Source organism: Pseudomonas sp. LLC-1 (genome assembly GCF_002992185.1).
In the GTDB taxonomy this organism is placed as follows: Bacteria; Pseudomonadota; Gammaproteobacteria; order Pseudomonadales; family Pseudomonadaceae; genus Aquipseudomonas; species Aquipseudomonas monteilii.
In genome coordinates this window covers 170,767-194,946 of the sequence record NZ_LUVY01000017.1, presented here as the reverse complement: position 1 = coordinate 194,946, position 24,180 = coordinate 170,767, and the positions used below count along the sequence as shown (strand labels likewise).

The 24,180-nt window shown below is 63.9% G+C and carries 17 protein-coding genes; all 17 read right to left on the bottom strand.

The window, feature by feature from the left end; all coding sequences use genetic code 11:
• Positions 1-3 precede the first annotated feature (3 nt).
• Positions 4-483 (bottom strand): type II secretion system protein, encoded by a 480-nt coding sequence (locus tag A0O30_RS19360; RefSeq protein ID WP_105947582.1) that lies wholly within the window; start codon positions 481-483, stop codon positions 4-6.
• Positions 480-2,345, bottom strand: coding sequence for a secretin N-terminal domain-containing protein (locus A0O30_RS19355; protein WP_105947581.1), 1,866 nt, complete (start codon positions 2,343-2,345; stop codon positions 480-482). The genes A0O30_RS19360 and A0O30_RS19355 overlap by 4 nt, the downstream gene beginning before the upstream one ends.
• Positions 2,342-2,851, bottom strand: coding sequence for a hypothetical protein (locus tag A0O30_RS19350; RefSeq protein ID WP_105947580.1), 510 nt, complete (start codon positions 2,849-2,851; stop codon positions 2,342-2,344). The genes A0O30_RS19355 and A0O30_RS19350 overlap by 4 nt, the downstream gene beginning before the upstream one ends.
• A complete protein-coding gene (pilO, locus tag A0O30_RS19345; RefSeq protein WP_105947579.1) occupies positions 2,851-3,411 on the bottom strand; it encodes a type 4a pilus biogenesis protein PilO in 561 nt (186 codons plus the stop codon). The genes A0O30_RS19350 and pilO overlap by 1 nt, the downstream gene beginning before the upstream one ends.
• Complete coding sequence (locus tag A0O30_RS19340) at positions 3,398-3,940, bottom strand: pilus assembly protein (protein ID WP_105947578.1); 543 nt, start codon at positions 3,938-3,940, stop codon at positions 3,398-3,400. The genes pilO and A0O30_RS19340 overlap by 14 nt, the downstream gene beginning before the upstream one ends.
• Before the next feature lies 1 nt (position 3,941).
• Entirely contained in the window at positions 3,942-4,721 is a 780-nt protein-coding gene (locus tag A0O30_RS19335) for a hypothetical protein (RefSeq protein WP_105947577.1), read from the bottom strand.
• On the bottom strand, positions 4,705-6,378 hold the full coding sequence (locus A0O30_RS19330; protein ID WP_105947576.1) for a GspE/PulE family protein: 1,674 nt from the start codon (positions 6,376-6,378) through the stop codon (positions 4,705-4,707). Before A0O30_RS19330 ends, A0O30_RS19335 begins: the two co-directional genes overlap by 17 nt.
• 60 nt (positions 6,379-6,438) lie before the next feature.
• Positions 6,439-6,972 carry a response regulator gene (locus tag A0O30_RS19325; RefSeq protein WP_177410296.1) on the bottom strand — a complete coding sequence of 178 codons (534 nt, stop codon included), beginning with the start codon at positions 6,970-6,972 and terminating at the stop codon, positions 6,439-6,441.
• 249 nt (positions 6,973-7,221) lie between these two features.
• Positions 7,222-7,863, bottom strand: coding sequence for a SurA N-terminal domain-containing protein (locus tag A0O30_RS19320; protein ID WP_105947575.1), 642 nt, complete (start codon positions 7,861-7,863; stop codon positions 7,222-7,224).
• A gap of 12 nt (positions 7,864-7,875) precedes the next feature.
• Complete coding sequence (locus A0O30_RS19315; RefSeq protein WP_371921631.1) at positions 7,876-9,357, bottom strand: ABC transporter substrate-binding protein; 1,482 nt, start codon at positions 9,355-9,357, stop codon at positions 7,876-7,878.
• 209 nt (positions 9,358-9,566) lie between these two features.
• Positions 9,567-10,232: an SCO family protein gene (locus A0O30_RS19310; RefSeq protein WP_105947573.1), complete on the bottom strand. Its 666-nt coding sequence runs from the start codon at positions 10,230-10,232 to the stop codon at positions 9,567-9,569.
• Positions 10,229-10,885 (bottom strand): SCO family protein, encoded by a 657-nt coding sequence (locus tag A0O30_RS19305; RefSeq protein WP_105947572.1) that lies wholly within the window; start codon positions 10,883-10,885, stop codon positions 10,229-10,231. Before A0O30_RS19305 ends, A0O30_RS19310 begins: the two co-directional genes overlap by 4 nt.
• On the bottom strand, positions 10,882-12,858 hold the full coding sequence (locus A0O30_RS19300) for a cytochrome D1 domain-containing protein (RefSeq protein WP_105947571.1): 1,977 nt from the start codon (positions 12,856-12,858) through the stop codon (positions 10,882-10,884). Before A0O30_RS19300 ends, A0O30_RS19305 begins: the two co-directional genes overlap by 4 nt.
• Positions 12,859-12,876: 18 nt before the next feature.
• Positions 12,877-18,732 carry a manganese-oxidizing multicopper oxidase MnxG gene (gene mnxG / locus A0O30_RS19295; RefSeq protein ID WP_105947570.1) on the bottom strand — a complete coding sequence of 1,952 codons (5,856 nt, stop codon included), beginning with the start codon at positions 18,730-18,732 and terminating at the stop codon, positions 12,877-12,879.
• A gap of 276 nt (positions 18,733-19,008) precedes the next feature.
• Complete coding sequence (locus tag A0O30_RS28045) at positions 19,009-19,824, bottom strand: DUF6708 domain-containing protein (RefSeq protein WP_256589722.1); 816 nt, start codon at positions 19,822-19,824, stop codon at positions 19,009-19,011.
• Entirely contained in the window at positions 19,821-23,036 is a 3,216-nt protein-coding gene (locus tag A0O30_RS19285) for a T6SS effector BTH_I2691 family protein (RefSeq protein ID WP_105947568.1), read from the bottom strand. Before A0O30_RS19285 ends, A0O30_RS28045 begins: the two co-directional genes overlap by 4 nt.
• 377 nt (positions 23,037-23,413) lie before the next feature.
• Positions 23,414-24,178 carry a malonate transporter subunit MadM gene (gene madM, locus A0O30_RS19280; protein ID WP_105947567.1) on the bottom strand — a complete coding sequence of 255 codons (765 nt, stop codon included), beginning with the start codon at positions 24,176-24,178 and terminating at the stop codon, positions 23,414-23,416.
• Positions 24,179-24,180: the final 2 nt, after the last annotated feature.

The following is a 24,180-nucleotide window of genomic DNA, read 5'->3' as shown; positions in this document are numbered from 1 at the left end:
CTGTCACCATTGCCCGTAAGGGATGTTGTTGAGGCCTTTGCCGCGGGCCTTGGAGTACACGTCGAACACGTCTTCGCCTTCGCGCGGGTTGTCGGGGCTGCTGTCGTAAGCGCGCAGGCCCCAGCCGCCTTCGTCCCTGTCCTTGGCCGCCACCAGCGGGTCATGCGGGATGCGCCGCAGGAAGTAGAACTTCGCGCCCTTGGCACTGCGCACGTCGCGCACGCCCTCCACCAGCACCTGCAGGTTTGGCGGGTAACCGCTGGCGTCCAGGCGCTTCTCGATGTAGCCGGCATCGAAAGCCCGCTTGTAGGCGTCGATGGCGTCGCGAATCTGGTACAGCGCCTCACGCAGTTGCTGCTCCTTGCCGCGGCGCACCACGGTTTCGGTCAGCGGCGCGGCCATGCTGGCCAGCAGCCCGAGCAGTGCCAGGGTCAGCACCACCTCGATCAGGCTGAAGCCCTGCATGCGGCGCTGCGCTTTCATGGCCGAGGGCTCCCGTTGACCGGGGCGACTGCCATCTGGCTGTCCACCACCGGCGCGTCGGTGGTCGGCGCATTGCCGGGTACGTCCATGGGTGGCAGCGGTGCCATCTGGCGTACCTGCATGGCCGACTCGGTACCGGTGGAAAACTCCATGTCCGACGGGCTCTGGTACGGCAGGTTGCGCACGATGCGCGGGGTAATCGCCAGCACCAGTTCGCTTTTGCTCATGTCGTCCTTGTTGCTGCCGAACAGCCGGCCCAGGCCAGGAATATCGCCGAGCCCCGGAATCTTGTTGCCGCTGGCGTTGTGGTCGTTGCGCACAAGCCCGGCCAGCACCTGGGTTTCGCCATCGTGCAGGCGCAGGCTGGTCTGCGCGTTGCGGGTGTCGACCTGGACCGGAATGGTGCCCTGGCGGGTGGCCTCCAGCGGGGTGGCGTTACTCACTTCCAGCGCCACCTTGATCGCCACCTCGTTGTTCAGGTGCACGGTAGGCTGCACTTCAAGCTTCAAACCGACGTCCAGGTAGGTGACGCTTTCGGTGATCACCGGGCCCTGAGTGGACGGCACCGAGGTGGCGCTGATGATCGGTACCCGCTGACCGATGTGAATGCGTGCCTGCTCGCGGTTGCTGACGCGGATCACCGGGCTGGCCAGGGTGTTGATGTCCTTGTCCTGGGCGTTGATCTTGGCCTGCGGTGCTGGCGCAATGCTGATGCGGCTGGAATCGATGCCACGCAACTGGTCGAGCACGCTTACCGGCTTGCCGTCGTTGCTCAACACGCCGAAAGTGTTGGGCCATTGCAGGCCAAGGTCGAGGATGCGCGAGGTGGCCACTTCCATCACCTCCACTTCCAGCACCACCTCGGGGTTGGACTGGTCCTGCGACTGCAGCAGCTTCTCGGCCATGCGCACGGCGTCCGGGGTGTCGCGCATGGTCAGGGTGTTGAGGCGCTCGTCAACGAACACGTCGCGGGTCTTGAGCATGGTCTTGACCATGTTCAGCGCGGTGTTGGCATCGATGCTGGTGAGGTAGAAGGTGCGCATGACCAGTTCCTGATAGTCCTTGGTCTTCTGCGGCGAGTCGGGGTACACCATCACGGTGTTATCGTTGACGATCTTCTGGCGCAGCTGGTTCTGCTCCAGCAGCAGCGCCACGGCGTCCTCGATGCGCACCTCGCGCACGAAGATGGTGGCCTTCATGTCCGGGCGCATGTCCTTGTCGAAGATGAAGTTGATGCCGGCAACCTGGGACAGCACTTCGAAGATGGTCTTCAGGTTGGCATCGCGAAACTCCAGGGTGACCGGCCGCTCCAGCTTGCTGCGCAGCTGTGGGTAGGGCTGCGCGGTGCGCGCCTGGACGTTTTCGATGTCGCTGCGCAGCGCCATGCCTTTCTGGTTCTGCGGGTCCAGGCGCAGCACTTCGCGCATATAGCGCTCGGCGCCGAACAGGTCGCCCTGGCGCAGCGCGGCCTGGCCCAGCGCTACACGCTCGTCGAGGGTGCGAATCAGCTCCAGTTGGCGGATGCCTTCCTGGGCACGGCGGTTGTTCGGCTCCAGGGTCAGCACCCGACCGTAGCCCATGCGGGCATTGGCGAAGTCATGGCGGATACGGTCGGCATCGGCCTGGGTGATCAGCGCCTCGACAGCGGCCTGACGGCTATGGGCCAGGGCGATGTTCAGCTCGGTATCGCGCGGGTCGTCGCGCAAGGCCTCTTCCAGCCGGGCGATCCCGGCTTCGTACTGGCCCTCTTTCATCAGCTGGTCACTGTCCTTGCGAACCGCACTGGAGCCGCAGCCGGCAATGGCCACGCACAGCGCCACCAGCAGGAACGGGGCAGGTTTGCACAGCTTTGACGACTTCATGGTGCGCTCCCTACAGACAAAGTCTGCGACTGATGCAAAGGCAGGTAGACCAGGCTCAGCTCTTCGGCCGATACCCGATCGAGGCGGTAGGTGTCTTCGATCACGTCGCCCTGGCGCACGACGTAGAGTTTTTCGCCGCTCTGCAAAAAGATTTGCAGGTCGTCGTTGGTACCCATGCGGCCGATGAACTGGAACGGAAGCTCAGGGGCGGTCGGTGCAGCGGCTACGACTGGCGCGGCGACGACGGGTTGTTCGGTGACGGTGGCCAGGGCCTGGGGTCTGGTCCACTGCTGCTTGGGGAACAGGTCTCTGGAGGCCTGTTCCGGCCCTTTCGCGGCTAAAGCCGCTCCCACAGGTTCGGCGGCGCCCACAGTCCCTGTGGGAGTGGGTTTACCCGCGAAGGCCGCGACGCCGTCGTCCTGGCCAAACCAGTGCCCCGGTGCCCAGGCCAACGCCGCGCTCACCCCGAGGAAGCCGGCCCAGATGACTGCACGTTGTGTGTTCATCACGACCTCGACAGGTAAAGGGTCATGCGCAGGCGAGCATTCAGCTCGCTATCGCCGATGCGTTTGCGTTGCAGCTCGAGGTCTTCCAGCACCAGGGTCGGCAGTTGCTTGAGCAGGCCCTTGAGGAAGCCGCGAATCTGCGGGTAGCTACCACGCACCGGCAGCACGATCTGGTAGCGCGCCAGCTGGGTCTTGGGGTCGACGCCCAGGGCATACTCGCCACGGGCCAGGCTGATGTGCTCGGCACTGGCCAGGTGGTAAAGGCGCTCGATCAGTTCGCTGGCCTGGGGCTGGCCCGGCAGCTGCTGGCGCAGGCTGTCGAGCGCCTGCTGCTCGGGTTTGACGGCGATTTTCAGCTCGCCACGCTTGACCCGCTCCACCTGTACGCTGGCATCCGCCTCGGTGGCACGCAGCTCGCGCACGCTCTGCCACTGCGGCAGCACCCCGGCGCACACCACGCCCACGGCCAGCAGGCCTACCGCCACCGCCGCCAGACCAACCGGGCCAACGCGGCGCAGGCGCTCCTGGAGGATCAGGCTGTTCAGCTCAAGGGCGCGCATGGCCGGTCTCCCAGGTGGCGGTGAGGGTGAAGCGCACCGGGTGCTCAGGCTGCGCGGCCAACACCTCGTGGTTGAGCAGCGACACATCGCTGAGCTCGTCGCTGGCTTCCAGGCGCTGGTGGTACTGCAGCATCGCTTCCAGGTTGCGTGCCTCGGCGGCGATGCGTACCTGGCCCTTGCGCGCGTCCGGGGTCAGGCCAAGCAACGCCACGTCGTCCTGCGGCATGGCTTCGAGCATGCTGAACAACTGCTGCCATGGGCGTTGCAGTTGCTGCGACACACTGCGCATCTGCGCCAGGCGCTCGGCCTGCTCACGGCTGGCGACCGTGCTTTGCGGGGCGGCAGTGGCCGGACGGCGGCCCAGTTGCAGCTCCAGGCTGTGCACGCTGTCTTCCAGCTCCACCTGCTCGTTCTGCAAGGTGTACTGAAGCAATACCAGGCCTGCGACCAGGGCACTGCCCAAGGCCAGCAGCGACCAGGCCAACGGGCCGCTGCGCCGGGGTTGGAATTCCAGTTCGAGGCGGCGCATGTCAGGCCACCGCCCGCCACATGGCGCACAACGGGTCGGCTTCGCTGGCCGGCTGGCACAGCTGCACCGCCGCCAGTTGCGGCACGTCGCCCCGGCCTGGGGCATGCAGGTACACCCGGGGCAGGTGCTCGCCATACAGTTCGCAGGTGCGCTCGATCAGCGCTTGCAGGGCCTGGTCACTGTCGGCGCAACCTTGCGCCAGCACTTGCTGCCAGGCGCCACCCGCAGCCAGCAGCAGCACGCTACGGCGCGGCTCGGCCAGCACGAACAGGAAGTCACCCTGCGCCAGCTGTGACGAGCAGCGGTTGTAGGCGGCCATCAGGTACGGCTGCACCGAGCGCAGGCTCAGGCGGCTTTCCCGGCCCAGCCCCTGCAAGCGTTGCAACAGGGCTTCGGGCAGTGCCGTGGCGATACGGGCGACACCGGCAGGCTCGGGCGACAGCACGATGCGCCAGTCGTCCAGCGGCTGCCCGTAGAGGTTTTCGAAGCAGGCCCGGGCATAAGCGTCCAGCTCGCGTGGGTGGCCAATGGCATCACTCCAGGGCACCAGGCAGAAGCGGCTGTAGCGGGCCGACAGCAGCACCCGCAACTGGGCGCCACGTACAGCATGCTCGGCCAGCAGCGCGGCCAGTGCGTCGACGGCAGCTTCCCAGGCCGGTTGGGCGGCGTCGCAGCTGAACTCGCGGCTGCCCAGCCACTGGTGTTGGTGTTTGTGCCAGCAACCCAAGCCGACACCCTCGGCGCCGAGCACGGCGCAGAAACGATCAGATGAATGTGACACGGTTGATCTCCTCAAGGGTGGTGCGGCCATCACGGACCAGGTCCAGGGCCGAGGCGCGCAGCAGGCGCAGGCCGCGCTGGCAGGCGAGTGTCTTGATTTGCGACAGGGGGCGGCGCTCGACGATCATCTGGCGCAGGTCGTCGTCCAGGTGCAGCAGTTCGGCGATGGCGCTGCGGCCGCGATAGCCACTGCCACGGCACTGGCCGCAGCCCTGCACGCGGACGAACTTCCAGCCGGCCACGCCCTCGCGGGTCAGGCCCGAGCCATACAGGGTGTCGTCATCGTGTTCGCAGGGCGTGGCGCAGTGCGGGCAGGCCAGGCGGATCAGGCGCTGGGCCAGCACCGCGTTGAGTGCGGAAACGAAGCTGTAGGGGTCGACCTGCATCTGGCTGAAGCGGCCGATCACATCGAATACGTTGTTGGCGTGGATGGTGGTGAACACCAGGTGGCCGGTGAGTGCCGACTGCACGGCGATTTGCGCGGTGTCCGGGTCGCGGATTTCACCCACCAGGATCTTGTCCGGGTCGTGGCGCAGGATCGAGCGCAGGCCACGGGCGAAGGTCAGGCCCTTCTTCTCGTTCACCGGAATCTGCAGCACGCCGGGCAACTGGTACTCGACCGGGTCTTCGATGGTGATGATCTTGTCCACGCCGTGGTTGATCTCGCTGATCATGGCGTACAGGGTGGTGGTCTTGCCGCTGCCGGTGGGGCCGGTAACCAGGATCATGCCGTAGGGTTCGGCGGCCAGTCGGCGCAGGGCGCGCAGGGTTTCGTCGGCAAAACCCAGGGCCTGCAACTGCACGCCGCTGACCCGGTCAGACAAGTCCTGCTTGTCGAGCACCCGCAGCACGGCGTCTTCGCCAAAGATGCTGGGCATGATCGATACGCGGAAGTCGATTTGCCGGTCACCCACGGCGACCTTGAAGCGGCCGTCCTGGGGGACGCGCTTTTCACCGATGTCCAGTTCGGCCATGACCTTGATGCGCGAGATCACCTGGTCGGCAAACGCGCTGCCACTGGCCTTGCCAGCACCGTTGAGCACACCGTCGATGCGGTACTTGATGGTCAGGCCCTGGCCGGTCATGCCCAGGTGGATGTCACTGGCGTGCAGCTTGAGGGCGTCGTACAGGGTGGAGTTGACCAGCTTGACCACGCGGCTCTGGTCTTCGCTGATACTGGCCAGCGACAGGCGTTGCAGCGGGTCACCTTCGCTGCTGGCCTCGGCGTCATGGTCAAGGGCATCGACGGCGTGGAAGCTTTCTTCGTGGCGGGCCAGGAAGGTGGCCAGCTCGGCGGCGTGGGCCAGGTAAAGTGGCGCGCCTTGCAGCACATCGTCGATCCAGGCCAGGCGGGCGGGGTCGAAGGGGTCGGCGAACACGCCCAGCAGTTGGCCGCCCTGCTCGATCAGCACAAATTCGCGTTTCAGGCACTGGGCCAGGGCCACCTTGTCGAAGCGCGGGGTGCTGGCCAGCAGGCTGTGGCTGTCCAGCACCGGGTAGTGCAGGGTCAGGCCGAGGCGGCGGGTGAAGGTGTCCGGGCTGTCGCAGGCCAGGCGTTCCAGGCAATTGAGCAGGCGCTCGTCGCTGGCTTGCAGGCGGGCCTGGGCCAGCAGGTCGCGGGAGTAGGCTGAGACTGTTGCATCAAGTGCTTGCGGCATGGCCTGCGACTCCGCTCAGGGGCGCGTCGCAGGCTGGCTCGGCCAGGAGTGCGGGCGCCGCTATTCCCCTGTGAGCAGTTGATCGTCGTCGGGCCCTGGGGGCTTGGCGCCATTACGGCGGCGGTCGGCCAACACCCAGCTTCCATCGTACAACTGCAGGGGGAACGATTCGTTCCTGTTCTGGCGTCGTTCGACGAACCCTTCAGCCGGGTTGTCCGTGGCCCTGCGCCGGCGCTCGATGCCCATCAGGTCGAAGATCGCACGTGCCAGTTCCACCAACGGGAACGGCTTGAACAGGACATGGCTCACACCGAGTTCGGCGGCCCGCTCACGCACTTCGACAGTGGGGTGGGCGGTGATCAGCACGAAGTGGCACTGCCTGTTCTTGCGTACGGCCTCCAGAACCTGAAAACCCTCCATATCGGGCAAGCGGTAATCCAGCACGATCACTTGCGGTGCCAGGCTTGCAGCCTGTTCGATACCACTGGCACCGTCGTGGGCAACATGAACTTCCAGGCCTTGCGCCTGCAGGTACGCTTGCAGGTTTTGCGCAAGGGTCTGTTCGTCATCGACTACCAATACTCTGTTCACCAAGGTCGACTCCCAAGTACTGCCCGGTTACCCGGTCTGCGAAGTGCGCCCTTGTACAGGCTTGAGCAGGCTTCGTGCCAGGCGTGAATAGTCATGTTGCACCGCTGTAAGTGTCTGATTTGCCAAGGGTGCCGGCCAACACCCGAAACGCACCGGGCAGGCGCACCCGCCCGGTTCCCCACAAGCGGGGAAACTGATGGCACATTGCCAAACCTTAATTCCCCAGCATTGGGGGAAACGCCATCAGGGGCCTCAGTCTGCCACCTCCACGTTAGCGGCGTCGCGCAAACGTTGGCGTACGGACCTGCGCGCATCGGCCTCTCGCTTGCCGATAAGCGCCGCCCTGGCCAAGACCAGGCCCTGCTCACGTATGACCGAAGGGTTATCACTTTGGTTCTGCGCTCCTTGCAGTGTTTCCCGGTTGGCAGCATAGAAAGCCTCCACTTCGGCCTGGCTCGGCGCGTCGACTGCACTGAGCTGGGCATACACCTGCTGGGCCGCCATGTCTTGCCGGGTGTACTCAGTGTACTGTGCCCTATCGAAACCCGCCTCCGCCAGACGCCGCTCGAAAATTGCCGGGCTGCCGAACGCCGCTTCGACCTCGCCCACATGCGCCGACACCTGCGCGTCACTGATGGCGATGCCTTGGCGCCGGGCTTCCTGCCATAGCAGCTCCTTGTCGATCAGCTCGTCCAGCGCTTGATCGCGCAGGCGCTTGTACAGGCCTGGGTTGCGAATGCTGGTCAACGCGCGGCCCTGGGCGCTCAGGTATTCGCTGAAATAACGCTCCAGGCGCGTCACGCCGATTTCCACGCCATTGACCCGCGCCGCAGGCACATCGGCCCAACTCGCCTTGGCCAGCACCAACAGCAGGCACAGCAACACGATACGCATGGCAGCCTCCGCTCAAGGGGTATCCGGCACTGGCCGGTACGGGGTAACCGAGGTGAAACGCGGCCCAGGTAGCGCCACTGCCACCACATGGGCGCCCGCCATGCCCTGGCGGCGACCTGGGCCAAAGCCCAAGGCCGGGGTCAGGCCGGTGGCCACATCGTGCAGGCCCTCCAACGCGGCAATCAGTTGCTCGCGACTGGCGTCACGGCCTATCTGCTTCAGCGCTTCGCTCAGCAACCGTAGCGCGCACAGGGTGTTGACCTGCAACGATGCCTGGCGTGGGTCGAGGCCCTGGCGCTGCTGCAGACCGGCCAAGGTCGCCAGCCCCTGCTCGGTCCAGTCTTCCGGCACATAGGGATAGGCCAGGAACACGCGTTGCGACCACTGCTCGGGCAAGCGTGCCACCGCACCGGCCACCTGGCTGGAGGCAGCGAACAGGTAGGGCTGACGGCCTGCCGCCTGCAACGCGGCCGCCAATTCGGCAAAGGCCTGGGCACGGCCAAGGAAGACGATGCCCTGCCCGTCCACGGCCTGGCCGTCGAAGGCCTGGATGGCGGGCGCCCAGCCTTGCTGCTGCAGGCGCTCGCGAACCTGTTCAGCCAATGCGGCCTGCTCGTTGCCGGCATACACCACACGTAGCTCACCGGGGGCCAGGCCCAGCGCAGCACGGGCATGGGCGGCCAGGCTAAGCAACTGCACGGGCAGGCCGGGCAGCGGGTCGAAGATCTGTGGGCTGCCGCCGCTACGTGGCGTGCTGCCGATCAGGGGCACATTCTGTGGCGCCAGCAAGGTTGCCAGGCGTTGGTCAAGCATGGGTGCCAAGGGCGAGATCAAAGCGAACACGCGCTCCTGCTCCAGCAACCGCTGCAAGGCTTGCTCGGCGCTGGCAGGGTCGAAGCCCGGATCAAGCACGACCAGCTCCAGGCGCCGCCCGTGTATGCCACCTTGCTGATTGAGTTGTGCCACGCCGTCTTCCAGCACCGCACGTACCACCTGCCCAGCTTCCGCCAGCGGGCCGTTCGCGGGTAACAAGGTGCCCAGGCGCAGCACGCCCTCCTCTACACCGGGGTCTCGTTCCTCGGCCAGGCGCTTGAGGTAGGCGGTGAGGTTGCGCTGGTCGGCCAGGGTCAGCTCGAAGCGTGGCATGGCTGGGTCCAGGCGGTTGCCGGCCGGGTCCACGCCATGCTGAATGGCCCGGGCCAGGCTGCTGTCGGTATAAGCCGGGTAGCTGCGGCCGTTGGCCTCGCGCGTGCCTTGGCCAAGTGCCAGGCGTTGCCAGTCGAGGCTGGGCGGGCGTACACCACCTTCGGCACGGCCACGGCCGTCGTTACCGTGGCAGCTGGCACAGGGCAACACGCTGGCGGGCACCGTCATGTCGCTGGCACCAACCCGGGCTTGCAGTTGGGCGTCACTGCTGGAGACGCCCTCGCGGTAGAGGCGTTTGCCGGCTTTTTCGTGGTCGGTGAGGTCCATGGCTGAGGCCAAAGATGCCATACCCAGCAAATATGCAAAACAGATCGAAAGCCCTGCTCGGATCACTGTGGGAGCGGCCTTGCGTCGCGAAAGGAGCGCGCAGCGCTCCCCGCTTTTTGGGCTAAGGCTGCTGTTGCCGGGGCTGCTGCGCAGCCCTTTCGCGACACAAGGCCGCTCCCACAAAAGCCGCGCCCACAGTGGCTGATCCCACAGGATCCGTGTCATGGCAATCACCGGCCAGCCAAAGGCTGGGTCAGCAGCTGCATGCGCTGGGCAATGGCCATGGCTGGCGCATCCGGGCGGATCTTGCTCCAGCGTTTGCCCGCCACATCACCGGCAATCAACTGCGTCGAATGCTGCTCGGGGCTTGGCAGAAACTGGCCGATACGCCCAAGCACCAGGTCGACATTGGCCTTGTCCCCGGTCAGGAACAACCAGTTCGGCCCATCCACCCCCTGTTTCTCGGCAAACGCCTTGAGCGCCTGCGGGGTATCGTTGAGCGGGTCGCTGCTGATCGAGACGAAGGTCACCTGGCTGGCCAGCTGCGGCCCCATGGCTTCGCGCACTTCACGCAGTTTGCGGGTGATTAGCGGGCAGGCGTCGGTGCAGTGGGTGAAGATCACGTTGAGCATCACCACCTTGTCCTTGAGCACATCGCTGTAAAAGCGCAGTTCGCGGCCGTTCTGGTCCTTCAGCACGGTGTCGGTGAACCAGGTCTGGGCATCGCGGGTGCCGCCGCCGCTGGTCATCGCCTGGGGCGCCGGCTGTGGCGCTGGCGCCTGCGGCGCATGGCCTTCGTGGGCGAACGCCACCGAGGCGAGGATCCACAGGCAGCCGCCCAGTACCAGCCAGTCGAACGCGCGCATGCCAGCGCGGCGGGAAGTGACAATGCTCATGGTTGCACCTCGTGATGGTCGGCGATGGCTGTGCTCTTGGCATGCACCCGGCGGGCGCTGAGGCGGTTGATTTCTTCGATCAGTACCGCCGGGTCGGTGAAGCCGTAATAACGCGTCCAGTGCCCGCTGCGCCCGTCACCGACCAGAATCAGCGGCGGGTGCTGACTGAGGTCGGCGCTGAAACTGCCCAGGCCCTTGAGGGTTTCGGTGATGGCGTACGGGGTGCCGGTCAGCCAGCTCCAGCCTGGCCCCTTCTGGAAGGCCTTGGCGTAATCTTGCAGGCGCTTGGCGTCGTCACGCTGCGGGTCCACGCTGATCGACACCATGTGGATTTCCTCGCCTACCCGGCCACCCAGTTGTTGCTGGACCTTGCCCATGATCGACGACACCACCGGGCACACCGTGGTGCAGCTGGTGTAGATAAAACCCATGACGACCAGATGATCACCTACCAGGTCTCTCTCCAGCCGCACCGGCATGCCGTCCTGGTTCAGCAGCGAAACGTCGGCAAAGCGCACGCTGGTCTTTTCCTGGCTCGCCGCCGGAGGCTGCTCGGCGTGGCCTTTGTGATCGTGTCCGGCGTGGGCCAGGGCCAGGTTGCTGGCCAGTGCCAGGCTCAGGGCCAACAGTGTGAAAGCATGCTGGGAGTTCATCGCACATTCCTCACGTCAGTCTGGGAAGCGTTGGTCGCTGCAGCCGGCAGGACGCGCAGGCTGGTGTAGTTCTCTTCGGCAAACTTGCGCCCCAGCGAAGGCGACTGCACATGCAGGTACCAAGCGCCAGCCTCGGGCAGGGTCAGGGCCGCCTGGTACACGCCCTCGCCCACCTCCTGCAGTTGCAGGTTGCGTGGCATCGACGACGGCGCCAGGAAGTAGCGCAAGCTCAGGTCGTTCAGGCCCAGGCGTGGCTGGCCGTCGTCGCCGACGATGCGCACGCGCGCGTTGATGGCGCTGTGCTGCGACATCGGCTGGTCCAGGCCAATGAACTCGGCATGCGCGCCCTTGCGCTTGCCGGTATTGGGGGCTTCGGCCACGTCGGTGCTGAAGCAGTGGATGATTTGCGGCTGGTTGAGCAGGAAGGCCACGTCGAACTTGCCGGCGGCGGGCAGCTTCACTGTCGAGCCGTACACCCCAGGCGCCACCTCGCGCAGGCTGCGGTCGACGACGAGGGCGGCGCGGGCCTGGTGGCCACGGTTGTTGTAACCGGACATCGGCGCGTTCATGCCTTCGGCGTAGAAGTAGGTGGTGTTGTCCACCGGGTTGACCACGAACACCGAATTGTCGTCACGCGATACCGACAACCCCTGGGCCAGCGGCAGGTCACCGGCCTGGCGCGGCGCCGCCGGGCCGGCCTCGAAGCCCTGGACAATGGGCGAGCGCCCCTCACCGAGGCTGGACAGGTTGATCATGGTCACCTTCGGCGAAGCCAGGCCACGCACGTAGGCATAGCCCTTGGTGAAGGTGAGCTGGTACGGTTCGGCCGCCACCGGGATGTGGTGGATCAGCTTGTCGGTACTGGCGTCGATCACCAGCGCCTGGTTTTCCAGGGTGTTGAGCACGATGCCGTAACGGCCGTCACTGCTGAAGCGCATGGGCCCCAGGCCCTGCTCGGCCTTGACCGTATGGCGCAGCTGGTGGCTGCGGGCATCGAACACCCGCACGCTGCCTTCCTCGCCATCGACCACATACACCGCCTGGGACAGCGCCGAATAGCTGACCGACAGCGGGTGCGGGCCCACCTTGATGGTTTTGGCCAGGCGCATTTCCGGGATGTCGATCACGCTCAGGGTGCCACTGTCACGGTTGCTGACGTAGGCAAAGCGCGAGTCGGCGCTGAAGGCGATTTCGTGGTGCCCGGTGCCGGTGTTGAAGCTTTTCAGGGTGGTGCGCCCCGGCACGTCGATCACCGTGACCCCACCCTTGGCCGGGTCACGGCTGTTGTTGCCCACCCACAGCCGGTGCTGATCGGGTTGCAGGGCCACACGCAACGGCTGGTCGCCAGCGTCCAGGTCAGCCACGCGGGTAAAGGTCTCGGTATCGATCACCGCCACCTTGCCGCGCTCGGGGATCGACACGAATACCTGCTTGTCGTCGCTGGTGGCCGCCCAGTCCATGGGCCGCCCGGGCAGGTCGATGCGCGCCATGGTGCTGGTCACGCCGCCCACCGAGACGGTGGGGTCGATCACCGTCAGGCTGGCGTCGTTGTTCAGCATCAACAGGAAGTAGCTGTTCAGGTCGAGCAGCGGTCGGGCACCGATGCTGCTCTTGAGAAACAGCGCAACCCGCGCCTTGCAGCTCTGGTCACGGTCGCCCACCGGGGCCGACTGCGCCGGGTCGATCCACGCCCCCGGCGCCATACCCGATAGCGGCTGGCCACTGGTCTGGTCGCTGAGTTTGAAGCGGATGTTGGCGAAACCGCCTTCCTTCAGCTCGCCCCCGGCCAGCGGCCGGGCCTCGAACTCCACGGTTACGCCATCCCGGATGAGCCGGTGCGGGGCCTGCGGTTCGGCCGTTTCCTGCAACAGCTCGCGGGGATCGCACCAGAGCTTTTCATACGCCACGCCCAGGCCGATCAGTGCCACTCCCAGTACTACCCCCAAGTAAGCAGGGCGAGTCTTCTTGTTCATGCTCGCGCTCCCCTTCCGTCACTGCGCCGGGGCCGTTGCCGGCGGCGCTTCGTTGGTCACCCGCAAAATCCCCCACAGCCCCGAAAGGTTGCCGTAGGCGGCGTAGTCGCGGAACAGGTAGTCACCCGCCACCGCGTTGGCACCGCCGGCACTGGGCAGCATGAAGCTGAAGTGTGCCGCTGGCAGTACGCTTTCCTGGGCGCCGATGTACATGGCCATCGGGTTGTAGCCGAAGCGCACCGAGCCGATGCCGGGCAGGCTCATCGGGTAGCCATCCGCGTCGCTCTTCTCGGCCTGGTAGTTGTGCAACGGCCACAGGTGCCCATCGAGCTGGTAGGTGATACCGCGGCTGCCACCACTGGGCATCAGCACATGGCTGCGCACAGGCTGGCCGGGCTTGGCATACAGCACCGGGGTTTGCGGGTCACCGCCGACCAGGGCGTTGCTGTAGGCCATGTGCGCGTTCGGCACATCGGCGAAGCCGAAGCCATCGGCATGGCCGAAGGGGGCATCCGGTGCCAGGCCAAAGCGCAGCCACAGCGGTTCGGTCTTGTAGTTCATGGCCATGTTGCCGTTGTCTTTCGGGTCGCCCGGCACGCCATTGCCTTCGGTGGCGATGCCTTCGACCGGGCGGCCATCAGCCCAGCGCATGTTCATCGAGCGTTGCCACACCGTGACCAGGTCGCGGTAGTCGGGCTGGCCGGTGACCTTGACCGTGGCCTGGGCCCGGCTGGCGGTGTCTTCGGTCCAGGTCGCGGTTTGCGGCAGGATGCTCATGGCACCCACCAGGCCTTTCTGCGGCTGCTTGATGAAGTCCGACGGCGCCAGGTTCAGGCCACCGAACTCGATGGCGGTGGTGTTGATGTTGTCCACCGTGCGGCCCAGTTGCAGCACCGGCTTGCCTTCGCGCTCCAGGTGCCCGGCGTAGTACTGGTACACCCGGCTTGGATAGGCCCCACTGTTGCCCGCCCGGGGTGGCACGGTTTGCACCGGGTTGGCGCCCACGTTGGCACCGTCGGACTTGGTGATGTCGTAGGCCAGCAACTGGGCATGCAGGCCCACATGGCTGGAAGGCCGCATCAGGTTGTTGTTGAAGGCGGTGGAGCCTTCGCTGTCGAAGCGGTCACGCTTGACCACGTTCTGCATCACGGCGGTGCTTGGCAGGTCTGGCATGACCTGTGGCAGGCGGTTTTCCAGGGTGATGCTGATGCAGTCCCCGGCGTTGGCGCGCAGCACCAGCGGCTCCACCGGTACACCGGCCTTGAGCTTGCCGGTGGTGGTGTCCAGGTCGGCCTTGCGCACGTACAGCACGGCGGTCGGGTCATGCAGTGGCGCGCTGTGGCCACCCACGGTGAAGGTGGTGCCGTCTTCTTCGTCCACCACCGTAACCTGCGGGATGCTGGTCTTGCGGCTGTTGAACACCAGCGTGCCGCCATTGGCCTTCAGGGGGCCGCCGACATGCTGGCCCGCTCCGGCCGGGTCGTTGATGCTGACAACGTTGCGGTTTTCGAGAATGTCGTTGGCCAGCGCCGCGACAATCTCGTAGCTGCGCTTGACCGTGGTACGGGTACCGATGCCGTTGGGGTTGGCGGTGGTTTTCGGGCAGATGCCGTCAAAGTTCACGGTGTTGCGCATGGCCACCGGCTGGGTGTTGTTCGGCAGCGGGAACAGGTCGGCGCGTTGAGCGGTGTAGTTGCGCATCACCCCCCAGATACCGTTCCAGTAGCCTTCCAGCGCCGCGTCCATGGAGTACAGGTAATCACCGTTGGTAGCGGCGGAGCTGGAAATCATCGACACCGGTGCCATGAAGCCCATCTGCTCGGAAATACCGATCATCTGCGAGGCCTTCCAGCCCGAGTTGGAACTGTTGCCGAAGCCCGAGCCATTCTGCAGCCACTTCACACCGTGCAGAGTGACGTTGTGTTCCTCTTCGTGGCCACCGGCATGCAGGCGCAGGCGCACGTTGTCGCCAGAGTAGGTGCGCAGCATGGGCGTGAACGGGTCGCCCGGCTCGCTGCCGGCCTTGTTGATGTGCGGTGGGAACAGCGTGGTGCCACCGGTAGGGCCAACCGCCGAGGTGATCGCCGACGGCGCCATGTTCATGGCCGGGATCGCACGGTCGGTGCGGCTTTGCAAGGCGTAGCTCAGGTCGCCGGCCAGGCCGTCCGCCTGCATGCCACGTTTGCCGTCGGGGCCGACCTTGTTCGGGTCGAACACGCGCAGGGCCAGCGGCTCGTTGCGGTAGTTGACGACGAACATGCCCGGGTCATCCACCGAAATCGCCTGTGGGCAAGGCCGGCTTGGGCAACCAGGGGCCAGGCCACCGCGCGACTCGACCACCGATTCCAGCAGGTTGGATGCCTTCTGCCGGACTGGCGGGTTGATGGCATAGCGGAAGCTGTCGGCCGTGGCCGGGTAGGACTGGCCATTGGGGATGCCGTCCGGGCCTGCACCCACATACACACCGGCTTCATAGGCATGCTGGAAGTCGCTGTACTCCAGGAAGAACTCACGGTAGCTGTCGTTCTTGCCGTCGCCATCGTGGTCACCGGTCTTGATCACCGCCTGCCACGAAGTCGGCCCGCCGTCCTGGCGCGTGGCCGGGTTGTACAGTTGCTCGCCCGTTTCGGCATGGTACCAGGTGGAGCCGGCAGGCTCGGCCAGCACGGTGGCATACAGCCCGAGCTGCTGGTGGGTCGATGGGCCGAGGTGGTCGTGGGTAAAGATGGTGCCCAGGCCACGGTCGACGTTGTTCACGTTTACCAGCGGGTCGGCAAACCAGCGCTGCATGGCCGTGCGTGCGCCCAGCCAGTCAGCCCGGCCAAAGCGGCCGAAGTATGGGTGCTGCTTGGCTTTCGGGCAGGCAGCAGTGCCGTCGCGGCTGTCGCCTTCGGTGCAGCCGTTGTAGGCACGAATGGCATGCACACGTTCTACCACGCTGCCGGGCGAGAGAATGCCGTCTTCATAGTTCCAGCCGTTGGCCGAGCCGTCAGCGGCGGTCAGGTCCCACTTGGGCAGGTGGATGTGCTGGCCGATCACGTCGGTGGGGGTACGCACCTGGTAGTCGTCCATTTCGTAGTACGACGGGATCAGGTTGGTGTGGGTGTACATGGTGCAGTCGAAGGTGTTCATGCGCATCACCAGCGGCTCTGGCGGGCGCTGCTTGGTGATGACTGGCCAGGCGTCTTCCCACAGCGCCAGGATGCGCGCCTGCGGGAAGTGGTAGCCGACCTTGTTGTACACCGCGTCGAACTGGATGTTGGCGCCCTTGTAGATACGCGGGCGGTCGGCGGTGAAGGTGGACGAACCCCGGAAGTTCATGCCGGTAAGGCTCTCACCACTGACGTACTCGCCTACCCCCGAGGTTTGGGTCAGGCGTTTGCCACGGTCATCCATGCACGGTTCGTAGAACGGCGCGCCGGCCGTGGGCAAGGCGCCGTTGGTGCGGAACGCCTTGGCAACGGGTTGGCTGCCGGGCACCAGGGCAAAGCTTGGGTGCTCGGCCTTGGCGTGGAACTGCATGGCGGCCTGTTCGACATCGGTGCCTTCTTCCGGCAGGTAGATGGGCTTGGCCTTGTGCACCACCTTGGAGAAGTCCAGCTTGGTAGTGGTGGTCACCGCTTCGCCGCCTGCAGACACGCCGTCTAGCGCGTGCCGGCCCAGGCCGCCATCCCAGCCATCGACCTGGTTGGGGTCCAGGTTTGCCCACAGGGCTTTGCCGCTGTCTTTCAGCTGCCGGGCCAGGGCCGGGTCGAGCATGTCCAGTGGCGGGGTTGGCGGGCGATTGCCCACGCTGCTTTCCATGCCGCCGATCCAGAACGGGTAGCCTGGGTTTTTCAGCGTGCCATCGGCGTTGCGGTTGGCATCGGTGCGGTCGACCAGTGCCAGCGAACCCACGGCCTTGCGCGCTGGTGTTTCGTTGGCGTGATCGTCGTCGCCCTCTTCTTCATCGTCATCGTCATTGGCAGCGACCAGTTCTTCGGACAGCTTGGGCACCACCACCACCTTGCCCGGCATCGGCGCCATGGCCTTGCCAGGCAGCGGCACGATGGCAGGAATCGGCGTACCGGCAACGATCTCGCCATCAGGCAACGCCCGGGCGCCAACGGCCGGTTTGCCGCTGCGCAGGGCGAACGGCGTGCTGTGGAATCCATTTTCGCCCTGCCCGCTCACTTCCAGCCGGGTGCCTTCCTCGAACACGTCATGTACCCGCCACATGGCCCACATGCCCTGGGCGAAGTGCGGGTAGAAGTGGCAGTGGTAAATCGCGTCGCCCGCCACCCGGTTGCGGTTACCCGAACCGCCGTTGGCGATTTCGTAGGTGTAACCAATGCCCGGGCCGATGCCTTGGGCGTCGATGTAGTCGGAGTTGTCGTCGTTGGGGTTGAACAGCCACTGGTGGCCATGCAGGTGGAAGATGTGCTGTTCGTGGCCATTGTGGGTGTTGCGGAACTTGGTGAAGTCGCCAATGTAGCTGTGGTGCACGTTGGCGGGTTCTGCCGGGTACAGGGCCATGTTGGCCTTGACGCCCACGGCGCTGGCCGGCGGCGTTTCGCCTGGGCGAATGTTTTCCAGGCCGACGTTGGCTGGCACGTCCACGAGGGTGCCGATATCGCCTACGGTGTGGGCACTGAGGAAGAACTCCTCGTACGCGCACGACAGGCAGTCGTGCATCGGCCCCACGCCCAGGCGGTTGGCGACCACTTCAGCGCCCATGCCGCCAGAACCGTAGTTGATCATGAACGAATCGCGGGTCGGCTCCAGCACATGGCCCATCACCGGGTCCGCCCAGTAGCCCGGGAAGGCTTGGGTGGCGGCCACCTCATCGGCAAACTGCGAGGCGAAGTCGCGGAACGCTTCCAGCCGGTTGGGCAGTGCCGGGTTGCGCTTGTTGACGCTTTCCAGCGGGTAGGTCGAACGCGGGAAGCTGCCATCGGGGTTCGGCCCCATGACGATGGCGTCGGTTTCGCTGTTGAGAATTTCATTGCCGTCGACCATGGCAATGATCGGCTTGCCGGCCTTGCCCTCGGTGAGCCACGGTTCGGCCTGCGGGTAGCGGGCCTGGTAATCGATCACCGGCTGGCCGGTGGCGGTACGGCCGGTGGTGGCCAGGCGCATTTCTTCTTCGGTCAGGGTATTGCGGTAGGTTCGCCCACCTTTGGGTACAACCACCACCTGGCCGAACAGGCCGTTGGCAACGTTACCCGCCCCGCCCTGGCCACCAAAGGTCGCGCCCTGGCTGGTGGCCGCAAAGGCCCCCTCGCGCTCGGCGTACAGGGTGTAGCTGCGGGTGTTGCCGGGCGACACCAGGAAGTTGCCATTGCGGCCAGTGTTGGCGGCGATGTCGCCAATGCTGTTGACCGCCTGCATGCCGTTTACCTGGAAGCCGACATGTCGGTCATTGACTTGCTCGTCGGCAACGAAATGTTCACCACCTTCGTTTTCGACCTCGGTTTCCGGGCCTTCCTCTTCACCTTCGACCTCGTTTTCTTCGGGGTCGATACCGTGCTTGTTGGGGTTGGCCTGGTACGCCAGCAGGTTGGTCAGGTTGACCGTGAGGCAGTCACCGGCGGCCACCCGCAGCACGATCGGCCGTGGGCGCTTGTCCGGGCGCAAGGTGACCTTGCCCGGGACAGCGGCCCCACCCTTGCTGAGGGGGACCTGCTTGTCGTCCACCACATCTTCACGAAGGGCGAACATCATGCCGTTGGCGTTTTGCGCGCCAAGGCGGTTGAACATCAGGGGCTGGTCCAGCGCCACCACGTTGGCGACCAAGGTGCGCTGGCATTGCACGGCCGCCTCGCTGGTCGTTTCCCAGCCGAGCAGGGCCAGAACGAGTGATGACAGAAGGGGGCCTTTGCGTGGCGTAGACATGCTGCACCTCCGGGGCACGGGGACTCTGCGGAGGTGTGGAGCAAGGTGTGTGCCAGAAGAATATTTCTATTTTTTTCAGTTAGTTATGGTGGTAACCGAAACAGATTGGGGAGGATCACCCGGCAGCATTCCCCCGAAGTGGGGGTACCTCGCTGAATTTCTTGAAGACGACGTGATCACTGTGGGAACGGGCATGCCCGAGTTCCCAAACCGCCGCACCTTCGACCAGGAAATGCTTAACCCGCTCTCTATCTCTGCGCCACAGGTTGTCCCCGCTCATTGGGCCTCTGCGTCAGACGGTGCAGTACGGGATTCACGGTCGATGTCCGCTGGCCACTGAACCTTTGGTGCCAGGCAATGCATATGGCTCAAGCCATCGTCATCATTCCAGTCGCGGGGGGGATGCACGAACTTGGGCAGGGCTTCAGGGCCTTGTTGCATGAAGAGCCGGGCGATAGCCCAGTAGGCCTTGCCTTGATCCAAGGTATGCGTGAAGAAGACACGGTCAATGACTTCATTGGTTTCGGGGTTACGGACTGACAGCATGACGTTTTCGATCAGGCCCCCGTGGCCGGGGGCGTAAATGCGGTAGACCTCGGCGGTGACGTCGTCCCAGTTATGGGCGACGGGTCGGACACCGCGACGTTTGCGGCTGAAAATGAAAATGCGGTCGATCTTGTACTCGTAGATGTAGATTTTTCGACGCCGGCGATTGAAGCGGATGGGTTCGTCTCTGGGCAAGACGAGGTCCTCTATCGCGTAAGGGATGAGTGCCCATAGAATGATTGGCGAGCCAATCAGAAATAATACATTCACTAACCAGTCACGCTGCAATCCGTACACGAATAAATCCCAGTACAAAGAAAGTATCGAACCAGCGCAAAAAAGCAAACCAGGAATACCGATTAATGCTGAAACCCCTCGAAGGCTTATTGTTTTCCTCGGCAGCTCAAGGTAGACATCATCAAAATAATTAGGCGAGGGATCTACAGCCTCTACCCAGCAGCGGCCATCTGGCTCCTCTCCCGTTGAAGGCAGATCATAGCTCCAACCTATAGCACGCTCCCACAAAACCTTGGGCTTAAGCGTCATTCATTCATCTCCCGAGAGCAAACTTCAATATAGGCGTCCGGTAAATTGCGGTCGGGCCAATACATAATCAGCAGGGTGGCGGCGAGCAAGCTGTGGGTCCCAATCATAGGAACCAGAGGTACAACCCCAGAAATCTCAAGCTGAACACTGCCATCTTCGACAGCATAGGGTCTCTGGTTTTCATCAATGGGAAAAACACTTGCATAGTCCGGGTGGCGCGGGGGCGAAAATTTAGAAAATGAAGATGAAGGAGAAAGTGATTTCGTTGCGTGTGCCAGGTAATCGCCCGAGGCAATAGTCTCTCCACCTACGAAATCCGGAAACGTTCCGTCACCGAAACGATGCGCTATCAGTTTCCAGCGATAGGCGGATTTCGCCTTACTAAACCTGGGTAATGTGACGAGAAACTTGAGCTGTTGCACCGTGTTCAAGCTGACCAAGCCTCCTACCTTGGGGAGTGTAGGGTCCGTAGCCAAACTCGACTCAAAGTGTAGCTTCACCTGAACACCCAACGTCGCTGCATTAAGCTCGGCGAATGCAATGTCTGAAAACTCCGGAGCATTCCAGTGTATGGAGGGTGTTTCGTTGGCGAGCCCGAAATAGCATCGACGTGCCCAGCGTTCGAGAGCCGTTGAGTCATTATTTTCCGCTCGCTTGCTCAACTCATAGGCGACTAGAGACAGTGTGATTGCAACGCCCAGAGGGCCAAACACGAAAGGTCTGAAAACTGCAACCACAAACGCCACCGCACTCGCCCCAGACACAATATATGCATATTTATATTGCTGAGCAGCTGTAGTATCACCAGTGGCCAAAGTGCGTTTTCTCGCCAAAATCGCTTGTACCGTGTCAAAAACACCTGCAACTGCACTCAATACAGCGCCTATTTTTATGATGGCTTTTCCAGTGACAGCAGCCCCCCGAGCCCATGGCCTGTTTATGTTGCTGGTGCTGGAGCGCATTACGAGCCCAATCAACTCAATCTGCCCGCCCAATATCCCCAGCAGCGAACCTTGCAACGCCAGCTTGGCCTCATGCGCCTTTGGCCCAATCTCTACCTCCACCTTTTCCTGGTTTCTGCTCAAGCTGTCGTGTTGCAAATACAATCCGCCTATCGCGAGCAATACTTCCCAACTGCCTGCCACACCCCGCAAGCCGCTAAAGCCAGTCCGTACCAACTGCGCCGCTTGCTGCGAAGTAATGCGCAAGTCCTTCAACACCTTGCGCGCATTCGCCTCCAGCGTCCCCGCCGCCACCGAGATATCCACCAAGGCAATCTGTGCCGCACTGCTCGCCTGGGTCACCTTCATGTTGGCTTCCTCAAGCAACCGACCACGCACTTCTTCAGCCGTACCCTCCACCCATACCGTTACGCTGATCATGGTGTGGGTAAACCGTGGGTCGAGCACGGCCAGGCTCATCAGCCCGTGCTGCATGATCGGCCGCACCTTGTTCCAGGCCTTGGTTGAATGGAGGTCGAAGTCATCGATATTGCGATGCATCCGGTCCCTGGCCTCGGCAATCGAGGCATTGGCCTTGTGCTGCAACTCGCGCAAGTGGGCACTCTGCAGGGCGTAGTACTCGCCCAGCTTCATCTTCACTTCCAGCTCGATCAGGTGCACGCCGTTGTAGAGATACTGCGTCGCGCTGTTCAGGTGCCGCACAGCGTTCTGAATACCGGGCGACATGCAGGGTGCCAGGCGTTGGCTGGCGGCGTTAAGGGCACCCTGGGTTTCGGCAATGGCCTGCTTGAGGGTGTTGCGCATGCGCAGACCGGCGTCATCGCTGCCGATGACCTTGCTCAGCATGCCGTAGAATTTGTCGCTGTCATTCCAGTTGATCACGTTGTTGGCGGAAAAGCTGGGCAGCAGCCCGGCCAACAACGCACGGTCGCGCATCAGCAACGCGCGGTAAGGGGGACTGTCAGGGTCCTGCAGCCATTTCAGCCAGAGCGTTTCGCTGGTGCCGGCTGCGGGAGACGCATCGGGTGCCACGGCTTCGGTAATACCACCGCCCAGGCACAGCGCCATGGTCTTGGCATACGCCACGCCAGACTCACGATGATCGCCATCGTAGTCGTACTGCTCGGCCACCTTGAACATGGGCATGTCGAACAGCGCAACATAAGCACGCGCGTTCTTGTCGATGTAACCCTGAAACTCGATTTCCTGCTGGTCATACTCGGCCTGGAACGCTGCCCGTTTCGCTTCGTCGTAGCGTTCCTCAAGCCGCTCGTCACTCTCCAACTGTGCCCGCTCCACCAACCGTTGGCGCTCCACCGTCGGGTCGGTGAACACCGGTGGTCCGTCGCCGGTCACGGGCTCCAGCGACGGCACCTTCTGCGCCGCCCACTCCCGGTGCGTGGCGCGAATGACTTGCAGGATTTGCGAGGTCTGCAACTGGTAGGCCCGCATGGGGTCCTCGCGCCAGACCTGACGCTTCACCACCCAGCTCAGCCGCTGATGGTTGAACTCCTGAATCAAACCCACGGTATCGTCCAGCACCACCGCCAGCACGCCCTTCTCCAGCGTGTGCCGGTTCATCGCGTTGACCAGATACCCCTTCAGGGCAAACCTTCGCAGCCAGCGCGTGTGAAAGCCATGCGCACTGTCGAATGGCGAACACCCATGCTGCGCGTACTCGAACACGTCCTTGTCGACCCGCAGGTTGTCCGGCGTCATGGCGATGCCCAGCAACTCGGGGTTGTGACGCGCCTGGGTCAGGTCTACCCCCTCGAAGCGATGGGCAGGCGCCTGGCCCTTCTTGTAGGCATTCAGCACACTCACCGGCCAAGGGTCGCTGGAGAAGGCCAGCCAGGCGCTGCCATAGCGGTCGGTGTCGATGTTCAGGAAGGACGAGGGAATGTCGTGGTTTTCATTCACGCACTTCTCGGGCAGCGATGCAGGCAGGCCCTCTGACGGCTCGTAGGGGTTGAAGCGGCGCAGATGGCCCTGCTCGCTCACTTCGTAGGCATGCCAGACCTGCTGGTCGAGCAGCACGTACAGGTAGCCCATGCGCAAGGTGCGCACGCCCAGCTTCGCCGAGACATGCAGGCTGCCGGCCACGGTGGTGAGGCCCTGCGGGCGTGTGTCCGGCACCAGAGCACGGCGCAGGGGCAGGATCGGCAGGCCTTGCCGTTCGCAGGCCATGCACTGGTCAGAAGGGAGCCCGGCTTCGGCTGTCGCAATGGCGATACGTTGACTGAGGGTCATAAGCGCCTCCCGATTTTTCGAAGGGAATCGATCAGGCAGCACCAGTGCGCTTCGAAATAGCGAGCAAGCAACAGAGGGGTATCAGTTGGGCCGGGCATGAAGGGGTCCTTGTCTTCCAGCGGGCTGAAGACACGAACACTATCGGGGAATCAATTCTTCAAGGAGTCTGGGGCTTCCTAAACAGCTGTAGGATCTGTCTCTTCGAAAAATTACCAGACATTTCCTGGGCAACATCTTGATAAATGCTGGCCTCATGCAGTGGTCGTCAGCAAGTTACATCCCCTTTGAGAGCAACTGTATTGCACAAAACCTGAAAGCTGGCGCGATCGCTGTGGGAGGGTCGTACCCGCTTCCACAGCGATCGCGCCAGCTTCCCTTCAGCCGACCAGACCGCGTACGCAGAAGTACAGAATCGACGGCCCCATCAAGCACCCCAACCCGGTATGGAAGGTAGCCGTCAACGCCCCATACGGCACCAACCGCCGGTCCGTCGCCGCCAGCCCCGCCGTCACCCCCGACACGGTCCCCGCCAAACCACCAAACACCATCGCCGAACGCGGGTTATCCAGCGCCAACAGGCGCGCCGACACCGGTGTGAACACCATCACCAGGATCGCCTTGATCAGCCCGGTAGCAATCGAAAGCGCCATCACATCCGAGCTCGCCCCCAGCGCCGCCCCGGTCACCGGCCCGACGATGTAGGTCACCGCGCCCGCGCCGATGGTGGTCATGCTCACGGCATCGCGGTAGCCGAAGGCATAGGCCACCGCCGCACCGACAATGAACGGCAGCACTGTGCCCAACAGCAGCGCGACTGCGCCAATCATGCCGGCTTTGCGCGCTTCGGTGGCCTGCACTTCGAAGGCCGTGGCAACGATGGCGAAGTCGCGCAGCATGGCTCCGCCCATCAGGCCGATACCGGAGAACAGCGCCATGTCGGCCAGGCCCTTCTGCCCCCCGGTGACGGTGCCGCCTACCCAGGCCAGCACCAGGCCGATGACGATGGCGATGGCCGAGCCATGCACCCGGCCGAAGGTGAGGTACTTCGACAGCACGACCGACAGCCACATGATGGCGCCCACCACGGCAAAAGCGGTGATCAGGCCGTTGTGTTCCAAGGCATTGTCAATGATCGGCCACATCT